This is a genomic window from Streptomyces sp. NPDC040718 (assembly GCF_055593565.1).
The window spans coordinates 674,863-689,505 of record NZ_JBVIXO010000001.1 but is presented as its reverse complement, the minus strand read 5'-3'; the positions used below and the strand labels follow the sequence as shown (position 1 = coordinate 689,505).

At 72.9% G+C, this 14,643-nt stretch carries 11 protein-coding genes and 1 pseudogene; 6 read left to right on the top strand and 6 right to left on the bottom strand.

Features of this window, described 5'->3' with window-relative positions:
* Positions 1-35: 35 nt before the first annotated feature.
* Positions 36-1,634, bottom strand: coding sequence for a PucR family transcriptional regulator (locus tag ACZ597_RS03115; protein WP_471325118.1), 1,599 nt, complete (start codon positions 1,632-1,634; stop codon positions 36-38).
* A 254-nt stretch (positions 1,635-1,888) separates the two neighbouring features.
* Between ACZ597_RS03115 and ACZ597_RS03110 the strand changes: the two genes are divergently transcribed.
* Complete coding sequence (locus ACZ597_RS03110; protein WP_471324153.1) at positions 1,889-4,279, top strand: xanthine dehydrogenase family protein molybdopterin-binding subunit; 2,391 nt, start codon at positions 1,889-1,891, stop codon at positions 4,277-4,279.
* A gap of 46 nt (positions 4,280-4,325) precedes the next feature.
* On the opposite strand, the pseudogene ACZ597_RS03105 reads toward ACZ597_RS03110, so the two are convergent.
* Both ACZ597_RS03105 and ACZ597_RS03100 read right to left on the bottom strand, forming a co-directional pair.
* Positions 4,326-4,794, bottom strand: a pseudogene (locus tag ACZ597_RS03105) (Uma2 family endonuclease).
* Positions 4,795-4,826: 32 nt separating this feature from the next.
* Complete coding sequence (locus ACZ597_RS03100; protein ID WP_471324151.1) at positions 4,827-5,810, bottom strand: SMP-30/gluconolactonase/LRE family protein; 984 nt, start codon at positions 5,808-5,810, stop codon at positions 4,827-4,829.
* A gap of 77 nt (positions 5,811-5,887) precedes the next feature.
* Here ACZ597_RS03100 and ACZ597_RS03095 point away from each other — a divergent pair, with 77 nt between their 5' ends.
* The 4 genes from ACZ597_RS03095 to ACZ597_RS03080 all read left to right on the top strand — a co-directional run bounded on the left by ACZ597_RS03095 (position 5,888) and on the right by ACZ597_RS03080 (position 9,702).
* A complete protein-coding gene (locus ACZ597_RS03095) occupies positions 5,888-6,325 on the top strand; it encodes a MarR family winged helix-turn-helix transcriptional regulator (RefSeq protein ID WP_471324148.1) in 438 nt (145 codons plus the stop codon).
* A 137-nt stretch (positions 6,326-6,462) separates the two neighbouring features.
* Positions 6,463-7,608: an alpha/beta hydrolase gene (locus tag ACZ597_RS03090; RefSeq protein ID WP_471324145.1), complete on the top strand. Its 1,146-nt coding sequence runs from the start codon at positions 6,463-6,465 to the stop codon at positions 7,606-7,608.
* Between the two features lie 220 nt (positions 7,609-7,828).
* The gene (locus ACZ597_RS03085; RefSeq protein ID WP_471324142.1) at positions 7,829-8,914 is read left to right on the top strand and encodes an alpha/beta hydrolase; all 1,086 of its coding nucleotides are present in this window, start codon (positions 7,829-7,831) and stop codon (positions 8,912-8,914) included.
* Positions 8,911-9,702 carry a trypsin-like serine peptidase gene (locus ACZ597_RS03080; RefSeq protein ID WP_471324139.1) on the top strand — a complete coding sequence of 264 codons (792 nt, stop codon included), beginning with the start codon at positions 8,911-8,913 and terminating at the stop codon, positions 9,700-9,702. The genes ACZ597_RS03085 and ACZ597_RS03080 overlap by 4 nt, the downstream gene beginning before the upstream one ends.
* A 6-nt stretch (positions 9,703-9,708) precedes the next feature.
* Here ACZ597_RS03080 and ACZ597_RS03075 read toward each other — a convergent pair whose 3' ends face one another.
* Genes ACZ597_RS03075 through ACZ597_RS03065 form a run of 3 tightly spaced genes read right to left on the bottom strand, consistent with a single transcriptional unit; the run spans position 9,709 to position 12,686 of the window.
* Positions 9,709-10,656, bottom strand: coding sequence for an EamA family transporter (locus ACZ597_RS03075; protein WP_471324136.1), 948 nt, complete (start codon positions 10,654-10,656; stop codon positions 9,709-9,711).
* Between the two features lie 44 nt (positions 10,657-10,700).
* The gene (locus ACZ597_RS03070; protein ID WP_471324133.1) at positions 10,701-11,519 is read right to left on the bottom strand and encodes an isocitrate lyase/PEP mutase family protein; all 819 of its coding nucleotides are present in this window, start codon (positions 11,517-11,519) and stop codon (positions 10,701-10,703) included.
* Positions 11,520-11,570: 51 nt separating this feature from the next.
* Positions 11,571-12,686: a pyridoxal-phosphate dependent enzyme gene (locus ACZ597_RS03065; protein WP_471324130.1), complete on the bottom strand. Its 1,116-nt coding sequence runs from the start codon at positions 12,684-12,686 to the stop codon at positions 11,571-11,573.
* Positions 12,687-12,917: 231 nt separating this feature from the next.
* Between ACZ597_RS03065 and ACZ597_RS03060 the strand changes: the two genes are divergently transcribed.
* Positions 12,918-14,492 (top strand): S8 family peptidase, encoded by a 1,575-nt coding sequence (locus tag ACZ597_RS03060; protein WP_471324127.1) that lies wholly within the window; start codon positions 12,918-12,920, stop codon positions 14,490-14,492.
* The last annotated feature ends 151 nt before the right edge of the window (positions 14,493-14,643 follow it).

Here is a 14,643-nt window from a genome sequence, read left to right as displayed (position 1 = left end):
CCGACGCCGCCGCCCCGCCCCGGGCGGTCGACGGCTCAGCCGGCCTTGAGGGCCGCGAGGAAGTCCAGTCTGGCTTCCAGGCGGCCCAGGTCGGTGCCGGTCAGTTCCTCGATGCGGGCGACGCGCCGGCGCAGCGAGTTGACGTGGAGGTGCAGCCGGGCGGCCGTCTTCGTCCAGGACCCGTCGCAGTCGAGGAACGCCTCCAGCGTGGCCAGCAACTCGCTGCGGTGGCGGCGGTCGTGGTCCCGCAGGGGGCCGAGGTGGCGGGCTGCGAAGGTCCGGCGGGCCTCGGCCGGGATGAGCGGCAGCAGCGACAGGATGTGCGCGGTGAGGTCGTCGGGGCCGCGCACGGCCACCCGGGCCGGGCCCTCCCGGGCGACCCGCAGCGCGTTGCGGGCCTCGGCGAGGGCCCGGCGCGCGTTCCCGGGGTCGGCCACCGGAGAGCTGACGCCTACGCAGACGCGCTCCGCGGGACCGAGCCAGCGCGTCAGGGCAGCCGAGAGCCTGCGCCGGAGGGCCGGGTGGTCGAGGGCCTCCTCCGGGGCCAGGACGAGGAGCACCACCTCGTCGCCGTCGACGGTGGCGGCGATGTCCTCCGACGACACCGGCACCGGGCCGTCCGGCTGGATCAGCGCCTCCTCCAGGAGGACGCGCAGCGCCGGCGCGGGGACGCCGCCGGCGACCACGTACTGGCAGCGCGGCCAGTCGACCACCCCGCTGATGACGGACTGCGCGGTACTGCGCAGCCGTACGGGGATCTCCTCGCCCGGGACGGTGCCGCGCACCAGGTCGAGGGAGCGGCGGGCGAGGTCGCGGCGGGCCGCCTTCGCCTGCTCGTGCGCACCCCGCGCGTCGGCGAGCAGTTCGGCGACCCGGTCGAGGAGTTCCGCGTCCGACGCGGTCCAGTGGGAGGTGTCGGCCTCCGTGACGACCAGCCAGTCACCCAGTTCGGCGGCGTCTCCGGTGCCGCCCGGGACCGGCATCAGGGTGTACAGCCGCTCCCCGACCTCGACCCGGTACGGCGCGGCCCCGCCGGCGCGGCGGGCCGCGAGGTACCGGGCGGCCAGGGCCGCCGCCGTCCTGGGGTGCGGCGCGGGGCGGGCCCCGGCGATCTGGCGCCCGGTCGCCGACAGCACGCGCACGTCGAGGCCGAGGCTCTGCCGCAGCAGCTCCAGTACGGAGTCCGGCGCGGCCCGGTCGGCGAGCAGCCGCCGGTGGCGTTCGACCACGGCGGCGAGGCTGCCGACGTCCCGGCGGTGCAGACGGTGCAGGACGTGCTCGGTGATCGCGGCGAACGAGGTCTCCGGCGGCACCGCCACGAGCGGCAGGCCGTGCAGCCGGCAGGCCCGTACGAGGTCGTGCGGCACGAGCCGGTGCTCGACCTCGCCGGCCGCCAGGGCCGTGACGCCCGCCCGCGCGAGGACGCGTACGAACGCCTCGGCGTCCCCGGCACCCCGCCACCAGGCGAGCCCGGTGAGGACCAGCTCCCCGCCGGTGAGGAAGCGGCCGGGGTCGGCCAGGTCGATGGTCGGGACGGAGCGGACGGCGCGTTCCAGTACGCCGTCACCGGAGTCCCGGCCCACGAGCAGACGGAGCCCCAGCTCGTGGGTGTCGAGGAGTTCGCGCAGCCGCATGGCCGTCACCCTCTCACGGCACGCACCTTCCCGGGGCCGGATCGCCGCAGCTCACAGAGGTGGTGCGGTGGGAACGCACGGTCGTCCACAGCCCGCTGGGAACCCGGTTCTGACGGATCGGTGACTGCCTCGAGCCCCCGGGCCCTGTGTGTACTGCTCTGCGTGCGGCCGACAGCGGATTCGGCCACGCGGGAGCCGGATGCCGCGCACGGGGGTCGCGGCACCGGCACGTCACGGAGAGAGGCGGTCCGAACATGGCCGGCACCACCAGCGGTATCCCCACCAACGTCACCCAGGGCTCCCGGACCAGGGGCGGCATCGGCGAGTCGACGCTGCGCCCGGACGGCACCCTCAAGGTCACCGGTGAGTTCGCGTACTCCTCGGACATGTGGCACGAGGACATGCTGTGGGGCCAGACCCTGCGGTCCACGGTCGCGCACGCCGAGATCGTCTCCATCGACGTCGCCGAGGCCCTCGCCGTCCCCGGCGTCCACGCGGTCATGACGTACGACGACCTGCCGGCCCCCACGAAGTACTACGGCATGGAGTTCCTGGACACCCCCGTCCTGGCCCACGGCAAGGTGCGCCACCACGGCGAGCCGGTGGCCCTGGTGGCCGCCGACCACCCCGAGACCGCCCGCCGCGCCGCCGCGAAGATCAAGGTCGAGTACCGGGAGCTGCCGCTCGTCACCGACGAGGCCTCCGCGCTCGCCCCGGACGCCGTACTCGTCCACGAGGACCGCGACGACCACCACTCCGCCCACGTCCCGCACCCCAACATCGTCCACCACCAGCCGATCGTCCGCGGCGACGCCGACGCGGCCGCCGCGCGGGCCGACGTCATCGTCACGGGCGAGTACACCTTCGGCATGCAGGACCAGGCCTTCCTCGGCCCCGAGTCCGGCCTCGCCGTGCCGTCCGAGGACGGGGGCGTCGACCTGTACGTCGCCACCCAGTGGCTGCACTCGGACCTCCGGCAGATCGCCCCCGTCCTCGGCCTGCCCGAGGAGAAGGTCCGCATGACGATGGCCGGAGTCGGCGGCGCGTTCGGCGGACGCGAGGACATCTCCATGCAGATCCTCGCCTCCGTGCTCGCCCTGCGCACGGGCAAGCCGGTGAAGATGGTCTACAACCGCTTCGAGTCCTTCTTCGGCCACGTGCACCGCCACCCGGCGAAGCTGTACTACGAGCACGGCGCCACCCGCGACGGCAAGCTGACGCACATGCGCTGCAAGATCGTGCTCGACGGCGGGGCGTACGCCTCCTCCACGGCCTCGGTCGTCGGCAACGCCGCGTCCCTCTCGGTCGGTCCGTACGTCATCGACGACGTGGACATCCTGGCGATCGGCCTCTACACCAACAACCCGCCCTGCGGCGCGATGCGCGGCTTCGGAGCCGTCCAGGCCTGCTTCGCGTACGAGGCCCAGATGGACAAGCTCGCCACCGAACTGGGCATGGACGCGGTGAAGTTCCGGCAGCTCAACGCGATGGAGCAGGGCACGGTCATGCCCACCGGGCAGGTCGTGCACCACCCCGCCCCGGTCGCCGAACTGCTGCGCATGGTCAAGGAGCGCCCGCTGCCGCCCGTGCGCCAGTGGGAGACCGCCGGCGGCCCGGCCGACCTGCGCGCGCTGCCGGGCGGCCTGTCCAACACCACGCACGGCGAGGGCGTCGTCCGCGGGGTCGGCTACGCGGTCGGCATCAAGAACGTCGCCTTCTCGGAGGGCTTCGACGACTACTCGACGGCCAAGGTGCGGCTGGAGGCCGTCAACGGCGAGCCCGTCGCGATGGTCCACACGGCCATGGCGGAGGTCGGCCAGGGCGGTGTCACCATCCACGCGCAGATCGCCCGCACCGAACTCGGCGTCCAGCAGGTCACCATCCACCCCGCCGACACCCAGGTGGGCTCGGCGGGCTCGACCTCCGCGGGCCGCCAGACGTACATGACCGGCGGTTCGGTGAAGAACTCCTGCGAGCTCGTCCGGGAGCGGGTCCTGGAGATCGGCCGGCGCAGGTTCGGTGCCCAGCAGGCGGCGTGGGCGTCCGACGGGCTGCTGCTGGAGGGCGGCAAGGTGGTCACCGCCGGCGGGGAGGTCCTCGCCGCCCTCGTCGACGTCCTGGAGGACGAGCCCGTCGAGATCGAGGCGGAGTGGCGGCACTTCCCCACCGAGCCCTTCGACCGGGTCACAGGCCAGGGCAAGGGCCACGTCCAGTACGCCTTCGCCGCGCACCGGGCGGTGGTGGAGGTGGACACCGAACTCGGCCTGGTCAAGGTCGTGGAGCTGGCCGTCGCGCAGGACGTGGGCAAGGCGCTGAACCCGCTGTCCGTCATCGGCCAGATCCAGGGCGGCACCGTTCAGGGGCTGGGCGTCGCGGTGATGGAGGAGATCATCGTGGACCCGAAGACCGCGAAGGTGCGCAACCCCTCCTTCACGGACTACCTGCTCCCGACGATCCTCGACACCCCGACCATTCCGGTCGACTACCTCGAACTGGCCGACCCGGAGGCCCCGTACGGCGTCCGCGGCATCGGCGAGGCCCCGACCCTGTCGTCCACCCCGGCCGTCCTCGCGGCCATCCGCAACGCGACGGGCCTGGAGCTGAACAAGACCCCGATCCGCCCGGAGCACCTGACGGGCCTCTGACCACCGGTGCCCGGGGCGTCACGAGCGGCCCCTCCCCGGGCACCGGTCACCCGTTGCGGGGCGGCGTGAGCTTGTCGAGGTCCAGGCCGATCTCGAAGGGCACCGGGCGCCGGAGGGCGTTCCGGAAGATGCCGGCGGGCGCGTAGGCGCCCGTCGGCCCGTCGAGTTCGTAGACGTGGACCACGGCCGACCCGTCCTCGTCCTCGATGCACCAGTAGTGGGGGATGCCCGCCTCCGCGTACTTGCGGAGCTTCACCGTGCGGTCGCGGTGGGCGGATTCGGGGGAGACGACCTCGATGACGAGCTTCACGTCTTCGGGGGCGAACCAGGTGCGGTCAGGGTCGTAGGGCAGGTCCGTCAGCAGCAGGTCCGGCTCAGGACGGTTGCGGGAGTCCAGGCGGATCGTCATTTCCCGCTCGACCTCGGTGGCGCGGTGCCTCGGGGAGGCGGTCCAGGTCCTCCGCGAACCAGCCTTCCGCGCGCGGCGGGCGCATCCACTCGGGCAGTGCGGTGATGGCTTCACGGTAGCGGCCCGGGGCCCCGGCCGTCACAGGCCCTGGACCGCGGCCACCGAGAAGGTGGTGGGGGTGCCCGTGGAGGGGGTGATCGGGCCGCCCTTGTCGAACTGGGAGCGGACCACCAGGGTGCGGCCCGGGGTGTGGGCCAGGGTGGTGGGGATCTGGAGCGACGGGTCCGTCAGGGTGCGGGTCAGGCGGGCCCGGGTGCCGTCCGGGGTGAGCTGCCAGCGGGTCAGGGTGTCGGTGATGTTGTGGGCCGCCCGGAGGGTGCCCGTGGGGGAGAGCTGGAGGCCGTCGGCGGCCTTGAGGTCGCCGCCCGTGAGGGCGACCCGGCTCAGGGCTCCGGTGCGCAGGTCGACGCGGTGGAGTTCGCCCGCGGTCATGTCGACCGTCAGCAGGTAGCGGCCCGCCCGGTCGGCGGTGATGCCGTTGAGCGTGAACTGCCCGGGCGGCGGCGGGGTGACGTGCCCGCTCAGGTCGTACGCCACGGTCAGCGGGCCGGAGCCGGCGCGCAGCTGCCCGGGGGTGACCCGGTAGACCACCGCGCGGACGCTGTCCGTCAGGTAGGCGGTGCCGTCCGGCGTGATGACCAGGTCGTTGACGAAGTGGGGGACGGAGGCGTCCGCGTCGAAGCGGGCCAGGCGGGTGCCCGTCGCCGTGTCGTACACCGCCACCCCGGCCGTGGAGTCCGTGACCCACAGGCGGCCCCGCGCGTCCACGCGCAGCCCGTTCGCCGTGCGCCGGCCGTCGGTGCCGGACGGGAGGAACACCTCGGCGGTACGGGCCCCGGGGCGGGCGCGGTACACCGTGCCGTCCGCGTACGAGCCGACGTACACCGTGCCCGTGCGGGGGTCGGAGGCTATGCCCTCCGGGTAGACCTTCGAGCCGGGGAGGGTGAACGCCGTCCCGACGGAGGAGGCGGACTCGGCGGCGGGTGCGGGGGCGGCCGCCGTGGTCAGGGCCGCGGCCAGGGCTACGGCCGCCGCGATGACGACGTTAGAGTACTTGCGCATGGGTGGACCCTTCTTGATCGGCGTGTCCGCAGAGTAATTAGAGTTCTAATGACTGGCAAGGGTCATAGGATGCCGCAATGACCTCCATGCCTCCCGAGGAGCGCATCGGCGCGCACATCAAGCGCGCCGAGCAGGCGCTCCTCGCGGCGAAGAACGCCGCATGCAAGCCGGCGGCAGTAACGGTTCCGCAGTACGCCGCCCTGCTCTGGCTCGCCGAGAAGCCGGGCATCTCGGCGGCCGCCCTCGCCCGGCTCTGCGGGGTCACGCCGCCCACCATGAACACCGTCCTGAAGAACCTCCACGAGCGCGGCCTCATCGAGCGGACCCCCCACGAGTGGCACCGCAACGTGCTGGAGACCCGGCTCACCCCGGAGGGCCGCGCCGCGATGGAGCGGGCCGACACCGGCGCCGTCCGTGTCGAGACCGCCCTCGCCGCCGCCCTCACGGAGCAGGAGCGGGCGCAGCTCATCGAGTTGCTGGGGCGGTGCGCCGAGGTGCTCGACACCTTGAGGTGAGCCGCCGGAAACCCGATGTTCCGGCCGGATTCCCACGAGGTCCCGGAACTTCTCGCGGGATCCGCGCATCAGGAGTAGGGGGGCGTCCACCCGCACTGTCCCGCCCGGGGCAGGCCCGATCGTTCGGAGCGAAGTCCGTGCACGAGTACCCGCAGCAGCCGTCCGGCCACGAACCCGACCGGGGCCAGGGCCGCAGGAAGTCCCGGCGCGCGATGTGGACCGGCGGGGGCGTCGTCTGCGCGCTGCTCCTCGGCGCGGGCGGCTTCGCCGCCTACGGGAAGGACTGGTTCTCCGGCAACGGCGGGGCCGCCGCCCTCGGCAAGCCCAGCCCGCCCGCCGCCGGCGCCACGGACCCCACCACAGGACCGGACGGCGGCGCGAAGACGGCGGAGCCCTCCGCCCCGCCCGGCCCGACCGGTGACCCGGACGTGCGGCTGCCGTCCGGACCCAGGTCCGACTTCAGGCGGACCGCCGAGCTCGACGACGGCACGGTCATCGCCAAGACCCGCCTGGCCGGCGCCAAGTCCGGCTTCGAGGGCGACGTCTGGGTCTGGACCCCCAAGGAGTACGAGGACCCGAAGTACGCCAAGAGCGCCTTCCCGGTCCTCATAGCCCTGCCCGGCGGCAACGGCTTCCCCACCAACTACTGGGCCGACCGCAGCCTCGGCCTCCAGAAGGCCGTGTCCGAGGGCGTCCGGGCCGGCACCAGCCTGCCCTTCATCCTGGTCATGCCGGTGCTCAACCCGGACGACAAGTACTACTACGACGGCGCCGACATACCCGGCCGGCCCAAGATGGGCACCTGGATGGCCGAGGACGTCCCGGACTTCGCCCGGACCCACTTCCGTACGTACAGGTCCCGCGACGGCTGGGCCTTCATGGGCTCCTCCTCGGGCGCCTTCGTCGGCATGAAGACGCTCCTCCAGCACCCGGACAGGTTCAAGGCCGTGATCGCCAGCGGCGGCGAGATCACCCCCGACTCCCCGCTCTGGAAGGGCCACCAGGCGGAGATGGACGCGAACAACCCCGAGAAGCTCGCCGAGAAGCTGATCGCGAGCGGCGGCCCGGACGTCTACATCAACTTCCAGGTCGGCACGAAGGAGCCGGGCAAGGACCGGATGGCGAAGTTCGTGCAGCAGTACGGCAAGGGCCCGGTCAAGACGACCATCCGCGACATCCAGAACGGCGAGCACAACGGCTGGCACTACGTGCGCGGCATGAAGGAGGGCTCGCTGGAGTGGATCAGCAAGGTGATGAAGGGGCCCAGGCCCGAGGTCGGCTGACCGGCCGACCGGGGCCCCGTACGTTCGAAAACCCTCCCGTTCCCGCAGGCCGGACGCCTTCGCCGACCCGTCGCCGGACTCCGCCACGTGGCCCTCACCACGTCGCCCCGGTCCCAGGCAACCCATACGGTCGTTCACACCTCTGTACAGGTGTTAAGGGGGACCAATCGGTCCGACCCGCGCCCAACCAGGGCGCCGGAGAAGGAACGGGAACGAATCCGTGCAGTATGACCACCAAGGCGACGGCGGCCCCACGACCAAGGGCGGCCGTCGCCCCCGGCGCCCTCGAAGGCGCCAGATCCTGATCGGCGGCGGACTCGCGCTCGCCCTCGCCGCCGGGGGCGGCGCGGCGTACAAGGCGGGCCTCTTCTCGGACATAGGGGATCCGGTCTCCTTCGGCAAGATCCAGGAGTCGGCCGCCGCCGAGGACATCAGCCCGGGGGTGCTGATGCCCACCGGCCCCAAGGCCGAGTTCACCCGCACGAGCCGGCTGCCGGACGGCACGCAGATCGCGATGACCACCCTGACCGGCCGGAAGTCCGGGTTCACGGGCGACGTGTGGGTGTGGGTGCCCAAGGAGTACGACGAACCGAGGTACGCCAAGAGCGCCTTCCCCGTGCTGATCTCTCTGCCCGGAGGACGCGGCTACCCCAAGAACTACTGGGGCACCGGTCCCGGCCTCGGGCTCCAGCAGGCCGTGATCGACGGGGTCAAGGCGGGCACCAGCCTGCCCTTCATCCTCGTCATGCCGGTGATCAACGCGGACACCAAGCACCACTTCGACGGATCGGACATCCCGGGCCAGCCGAAGATGGGCACCTGGATGGCCGATGACGTCCCGGATTTCACGAAGGCCAATTTCCGCACCTTCACCTCCCGCGACGGCTGGGCCTTCATGGGATCCTCCTCGGGCGGCTTCGGCGCCTTCAAGCACGTTCTCAAGTACCCCGAGCGCTTCAAGGCGGTCATCGCCAGCGGCGTCGACATCGTCCCCGACTCCCCCCTCTGGAAGGGGAACAGGCAGGCCATGGACGAGAACAACCCCGAGAAGCTCGCCGAGGAACTGATCAAGGAGGGTGGTCCGGAGGTCTGGATCAACTTCCAGATCGGCACCAAGGAGAGCGGCCGCGACCTGGCGGAGCGGTTCATGCGCGAGTACGGCAGGGGCCCCGTGCACACCCGGCTCCAGGTGATCCAGGATGGTGAGCACAACGGGAAGTCGTACGTACGCGGAATGAGGGAGGGCTCCCTGGAGTGGATCAGCAAGGTGATGCAGGGACCGACACCCGACCCCGCCGTGCGATGAGCCCCAGGGTGAAGGGGGCCACGGCGGCCGCCGCCGCGGGGCTCGCGATGGTCTGCGCCGTCGCGTTCCTCAAGGCGCCCGGCGAGCGCCCGGTGCACCCCTTCCCCACCGTCGGCGTGCTCATGGCCAACGGGGAGCACTGGTGCACGGCGAGCGTCGTCGACAGCCCCGAGGGCAACGTCGTCGCGACCGCCGCGCACTGCGTCGCCCCGGCGGGCGAGGACGGAGTGCCCGGCGAGGTCGCCCACGACGGCCTCGCCATCGGCGAGCTCTCCTTCGCCCCCGCCTTCTCCGGAGAGGGCTCCGGCACCCAGCCCCTCGGCGTGTGGAAGGTCCGCTCGATCCACGTCGACGAACGCTGGACGAAGTGGGGCGACGACACCGCCGACTTCGCCTTCCTCACCATCGAGCCCGACGAGGACGGCCGCAGCGTCCAGGACGCCGTCGGTGGCAAGGGCGAGGCGCCCGCGCCCGACTGGACCTCCGGGTACGAGCGCGAGGTCACCGTCGTCGGATACCCGGAGTCCGAGCACAACCCGCAGAACAAGCCCGTGTCCTGCACCACCCAGACCCGCCACGACCTCGACGACCCCGACATGCTGTACATCAGCTGCTCGGGCTTCTGGACCGGCACCAGCGGCAGCCCCTGGATCGCCGACCGCGGCGGCACGGGGCAGCCGGGCCGGCTGATCGGGGTGCTCAGCGGCGGGGACACGGACGTGGACTCCACGGCCGCGCTGTACGACGAGAAGGCCAAGGCCCTCTACGAGCGGGCGGCCAGGGGCTGAGCGGAGCTACTTCTTCCGGCGCTCGGTGCTGACGATCACGCCCACCGCCGCCACCACGATCGCGCCGCCCAGCACGATCGGCAGGGTCAGCTGCTCGTCCAGGATCAGCGCGCCCAGCGCGACGGCCACCACCGGATTGACGTACGCGTACGTGGCCACCAGCGACAGCGGCGCCGCCTGGAGCAGCCACGCGTACGCGGTGAAACCGACGACCGACCCGATCAGCACGAGGTAGACCAGGGCCGTCCACGAGGCGGCGGAGAAGGAGCCGACGTCAAGGCCGTGCTGCTCGCCGCGCAGCAGCCCCACCACCACACCGGCGGCCCCGCCCGCCAGCATCTGGTACGCGGAGCCGGTGAACGGGTTCTCCGGCATCGGCAGCCGCCCGGCCGAGAACGAGCCCAGCGACCACAGCAGCGCGGCGCCCACCACCATCAGCACCCCGGCCAGGTGCACCTCCCCGCTCAGCCCCGGGCTGGTCAGCACCGCCAGCCCGGCGAGCCCCACCAGCACCCCGGCCAGGGTGCGCAGCGGCGGCCGGTCCCCGGTGACCGCCCGCAGCACGACCACCCACATCGGCACCGACGCGACCAGCAGCGCGGCCAGCCCGGACGGGATGGAGGTCTCGGCCAGCACCACCAGGCCGTTGCCGCCCAGGATCAGCAGCAGGCCGACCAGCACCAGGGAGCGGGCCTGCGCGGCCGTGACCCTGAGTGCGGCCGGCCCGTACCGCAGGGCGACGATGCCGGCCAGCACCAGGCCGGCGGTGATGAAGCGGGCCCCGGCGGACAGGAAGGGCGGCATGGTCTGCACGACGATCCGGATACCGAGGTAGGTCGAGCCCCAGACCACGTACACGAGCGCGAGCGCGAACCACACGGCCCCGGTGGTCCTGCGGCGCGGCGGCGTGTCCGCGGTCGTGCCCGTGCTGTCTATCGGAGTCGAGGTGCCCATGGCCGGATCCTACGGTCGGTGCCGCATGCACGCTTCTCGGTATCTCAGCCCTTGAGCAGGGCGTTCAGCTCCCCGTACGGGAGGGCCCCGGCGAGGGAGCCGTACGTGCCTCCGGCCAGCAGTTCCTCGGTGGCGCGGCGGACCACGGCGTACGCCGCCTCGGCCACCCAGGAGCCCAGGCTGACGCGGGCCACGCCGAGGCCGCCGAGCTCGGCGACGGAGGGCGCGTCCGGGCCGACGAGGACGTTGAGCGGGGCGTCGATGCCCTTGGCGAGCTCGGCGACGGTGGCCGGGTCCGTGACACCGGGCACGAAGACGCCGGTGGCCCCGGCGGCGAGGTAGGCGGCGGCGCGGGACAGGGTCTCGTCGAGGCGGGTGGCGCTCTCGCCGAGGCCGAAGAGGTACGTGTCCACGCGGGCGTTGATGTACAGCGGCACCCCGGCCGCGTCGGCGGCGGCGCGGGCCGCGGCGAGGCGCTCCGCGTGCTCGGCGGGGGCGCGGCGGCCGTCCTCGATGTTGATGCCGACCGCCCCGGCGGCCAGCACCCCGGCGACGGTCTCCCCGACCCCGGCGGCGTCGGCGGCGAACCCGCCCTCGATGTCGGCGGTGACGGGCACGGAGACGGCCGAGGCCACCCGGGCGATCAGCTCCAGCGCCCGGTCCCGCGCGAGGGCGTCCCCGTCGGGTGCCCCGAGCGACCAGGCGACCCCGGCGCTGGTGGTGGCGACGGCCGCCGCCCCGGCCGCCTCGACGAGACGCGCACTGGCGACGTCCCAGGCGTTGGCGAGGGCGAGGGGGGCGGCGGGGGTGTGCAGCGCGGTGAAGGCCGCGGCCTGGGCGGCACGGTCAAGGTTGGTGGTCATGGGCCCAGTTCACCAGACCGCACGGCTGTGCCGCTGGCGGTTTTCCGACGCCTACGGCCGGGCCAGGCCCGTCTTCGCGCCCGCGCCGCACAGGGGGAGGACCGCCGTGCGGCCGCGGAGGGGGCCGCCCGGGGCGGTGGGGGCCACCGCCGCCCAGCAGGCCGCCGCCGTCGGCTCCACGAACAGGCCGCGCCGCGCCAGGTCCCGCTGGGCCTCGCGCAGCCGGTCGTCCGGGACCGTCAGGAAGGTGCCGCCGGACTTGCGGACCGCCGCCAGGATCTGCCGTGCCCGCGGCGGGGCCGGGATCGCGATGCCCTCCGCCGCCGTCGGCAGCTGCGGCACCGCCGCGGCCTCCTCCGCGCCCGCCGCGAAGGCCGCCGCCAGCGGGGACACCGCCTCCGCCTGCACCCCGATCAGCGCGGGCGGCCGCACCCCGTGCCGGGCCAGCTCCTCGACCGCCAGCGCGGCGCCCAGCAGCAGGGTGCCGTTGCCCACCGGTACGACCAGCGCCTCCGGGAGCCGCCCGCCGAGGGCCTCCCAGATCTCGTACACGTACGTCTTGGTGCCGTGCAGGAAGTACGGGTTGAAGACGTGGCTGGCGTAGAAGACCCCCGGCTCGTCCGCCGCCGCCCGCGCGGCCCGCGCGGTGGCCTCGCGGCCGCCCGGGACGACGCGTACGGAGGCCCCGTGGGCCCGCATCTGCTCCGTCTTCTTCTCCGAGGTGCCCTCCGGCACGAAAACTTCACAAGTCAGCCCGGCCCGCGCGCAGTACGCCGCCACGGAGGTGCCCGCGTTGCCGCTGCTGTCGGCGACCACCCGCTCCGGTGCCAGCCGCCGGGCCAGTTCGGCGAGCATGACCGCGCCCCGGTCCTTGAAGGACAGCGTCGGCATCAGGAAGTCGAGCTTGGCGTGAATCCGCTCCGCCAGCGGCACCAGCGGGGTGTGCCCCTCGGAGAGCGTGACCGAGAACGCCCCCGGCAGCGGCAGCGCGGGCGCGTACCGCCACAGCGAGTGGGGTCCCGCCGCCGGTTCGAGCGGGATGGCCGGATCGGGTGTGAAGTCGAGGTCCCAGGGGCCGCCGCACAGGGGGCAGCACCAGGGCGCCGTCCGCACGTCCGCGTGCGTGCCGTCCTCGGGGCAGACGTAACCAGGAAGTGCGTGCGTCATGTGCTGAGCACCTTTGCTCGTTCATGGCCGTTGTATGGCACGGATGTTACGCGTCCGTGGTGCGTCCGTTGTGCTCTTGTGGGATGGCGGGGGGTGGGTCAACCTTTCGGGGACGGCGGCCCGTTGGGACGGGATTCGTTGTCATGGACATGCTTAAAAACAGTTCGTCCGCGTGTCCGCGCACCGCCGCACGGCACCCGCAGCCCACCCCCTACGAGGAGGACCCCCCACATGTCCGTGATGCGTCACACCCGCCGGAGGATCGCCGGCGTCAGCGCGACCGCCGTCGTGGCCCTCGCGCTCGGCGCGGCCGCCGCCTTGCCCGCCTCCGCGGCCGACGGCGGCCCCCAGGGCGTCATCGAGAACGCCGGCGTCGCCGGGGCCGTCCCCGGCAGCTACATCGTGACCCTGGAGGACTCCGCCGCCCGCTCCACCGCGGACAGCGGCAGGGCCGTCGCCAAGCGGTACGGCGCGAAGATCGCCCGGACCTACAGCGCGGCCCTCAACGGCTACTCCGTCGAGGTCTCCGAGGCGCAGGCCAGAAAGCTCGCCGCCGACCCGGCGGTCCGGTCGGTCGTGCAGAACCGGACCTTCACCGTCGACGCCACCCAGCCCAACCCGCCGTCCTGGGGCCTGGACCGCATCGACCAGCGGGCCCTCCCGCTCGACCAGAGCTACACCTACCCCGACAAGGCCGGCGAGGGCGTCACGGCGTACATCATCGACACCGGCGTCCGCATCACCCACCAGGACTTCGGCGGCCGCGCCTCCTACGGCTACGACGCCGTCGACAACGACAACACCGCCCAGGACGGCCACGGCCACGGCACGCACGTCGCCGGCACCGTCGCCGGCGGCGCGTACGGCGTGGCCAAGAAGGCGAAGATCGTCGGCGTCCGGGTCCTCGACAACAACGGCTCCGGCACGACGGCCCAGGTGGTCGCCGGCATCGACTGGGTCACCCGCAACGCCGTCAAGCCGGCCGTGGCCAACATGTCGCTCGGCGGCGGCGCGGACTCCGCGCTCGACACCGCCGTACGCAACTCCATAGCCGCCGGCATCACCTACGGCGTCGCGGCCGGCAACGAGTCCACGGACGCCTCCAGCAAGTCCCCGGCGCGCGTGGCCGAGGCCATCACCGTCGGTTCGACCACCAACACCGACGCGAAGTCCAGCTTCTCCAACTACGGCAGCATCCTGGACATCTTCGCGCCCGGCTCCTCCATCACCTCTGCATGGGGCACCGGCGACACCGCGACGAACACCATCTCGGGCACCTCGATGGCCACCCCGCACGTCGTCGGCGCGGCGGCCCTCTACCTCTCGCAGAACCCGGCGAGCACCCCGGCGCAGGTCCGCGACGGCCTCGTCGCGGCGGCCACCCCGAACGTGGTGACCGGCCCCGGCACCGGGTCCCCCAACCGGCTGCTGAACGTGGGCGCGAGCACCACGCCGCCGAACCCGGGCACCAAGTTCGAGAACACCGCCGACTACGCGGTCAACGACAACGCGACCGTCGAGTCGCCGGTCACCGTCAGCGGGATCTCCGGCAACGCCCCGGCCGCGCTGAGCGTCTCGGTCGACATCAAGCACACCTACATCGGTGACCTGAAGGTCGACCTGGTCGCCCCCGACGGCACGGTCTACAACCTGCACAACCGCAGCGGCGGCAGCGCCGACAACATCATCCGCTCCTACACGGTCAACGCCTCGTCCGAGGTGGCCAACGGGGTCTGGAAGCTGCGGGTGAACGACAACGCCAACATCGACACCGGCAAGATCGACTCCTGGGCGCTGCAGTTCTGACGCCGGGCGGTTCCGACGCCGGACAGGGCACCGAGGTCCTCCGCCCGGGCGACCGGGTGGCGAGGGGCGCGATAACAGGCTGGATCGCGCGATGAACGCGGGGGCGACCGAGTAGTCGGTCGCCCCCGCTGCGTACTATTTCGCGCATTCG

Bases quoted from the DNA above. Each gene is read 5' to 3' on its own strand.
- ACZ597_RS03095 (WP_471324148.1), top strand. From the start codon at position 5,888: ATGACCTCCATGCCTCCCGAGGAGCGCATCGGCGCGCACATCAAGCGC.
- ACZ597_RS03110 (WP_471324153.1), top strand. From the start codon at position 1,889: ATGGCCGGCACCACCAGCGGTATCCCCACCAACGTCACCCAGGGCTCC.
- ACZ597_RS03100 (WP_471324151.1), bottom strand. From the start codon at position 5,810: ATGCGCAAGTACTCTAACGTCGTCATCGCGGCGGCCGTAGCCCTGGCC.
- ACZ597_RS03080 (WP_471324139.1), top strand. From the start codon at position 8,911: ATGAGCCCCAGGGTGAAGGGGGCCACGGCGGCCGCCGCCGCGGGGCTC.
- ACZ597_RS03075 (WP_471324136.1), bottom strand. From the start codon at position 10,656: ATGGGCACCTCGACTCCGATAGACAGCACGGGCACGACCGCGGACACG.
- ACZ597_RS03065 (WP_471324130.1), bottom strand. From the start codon at position 12,686: ATGACGCACGCACTTCCTGGTTACGTCTGCCCCGAGGACGGCACGCAC.
- ACZ597_RS03060 (WP_471324127.1), top strand. From the start codon at position 12,918: ATGTCCGTGATGCGTCACACCCGCCGGAGGATCGCCGGCGTCAGCGCG.
- ACZ597_RS03070 (WP_471324133.1), bottom strand. From the start codon at position 11,519: ATGACCACCAACCTTGACCGTGCCGCCCAGGCCGCGGCCTTCACCGCG.
- ACZ597_RS03115 (WP_471325118.1), bottom strand. From the start codon at position 1,634: ATGCGGCTGCGCGAACTCCTCGACACCCACGAGCTGGGGCTCCGTCTG.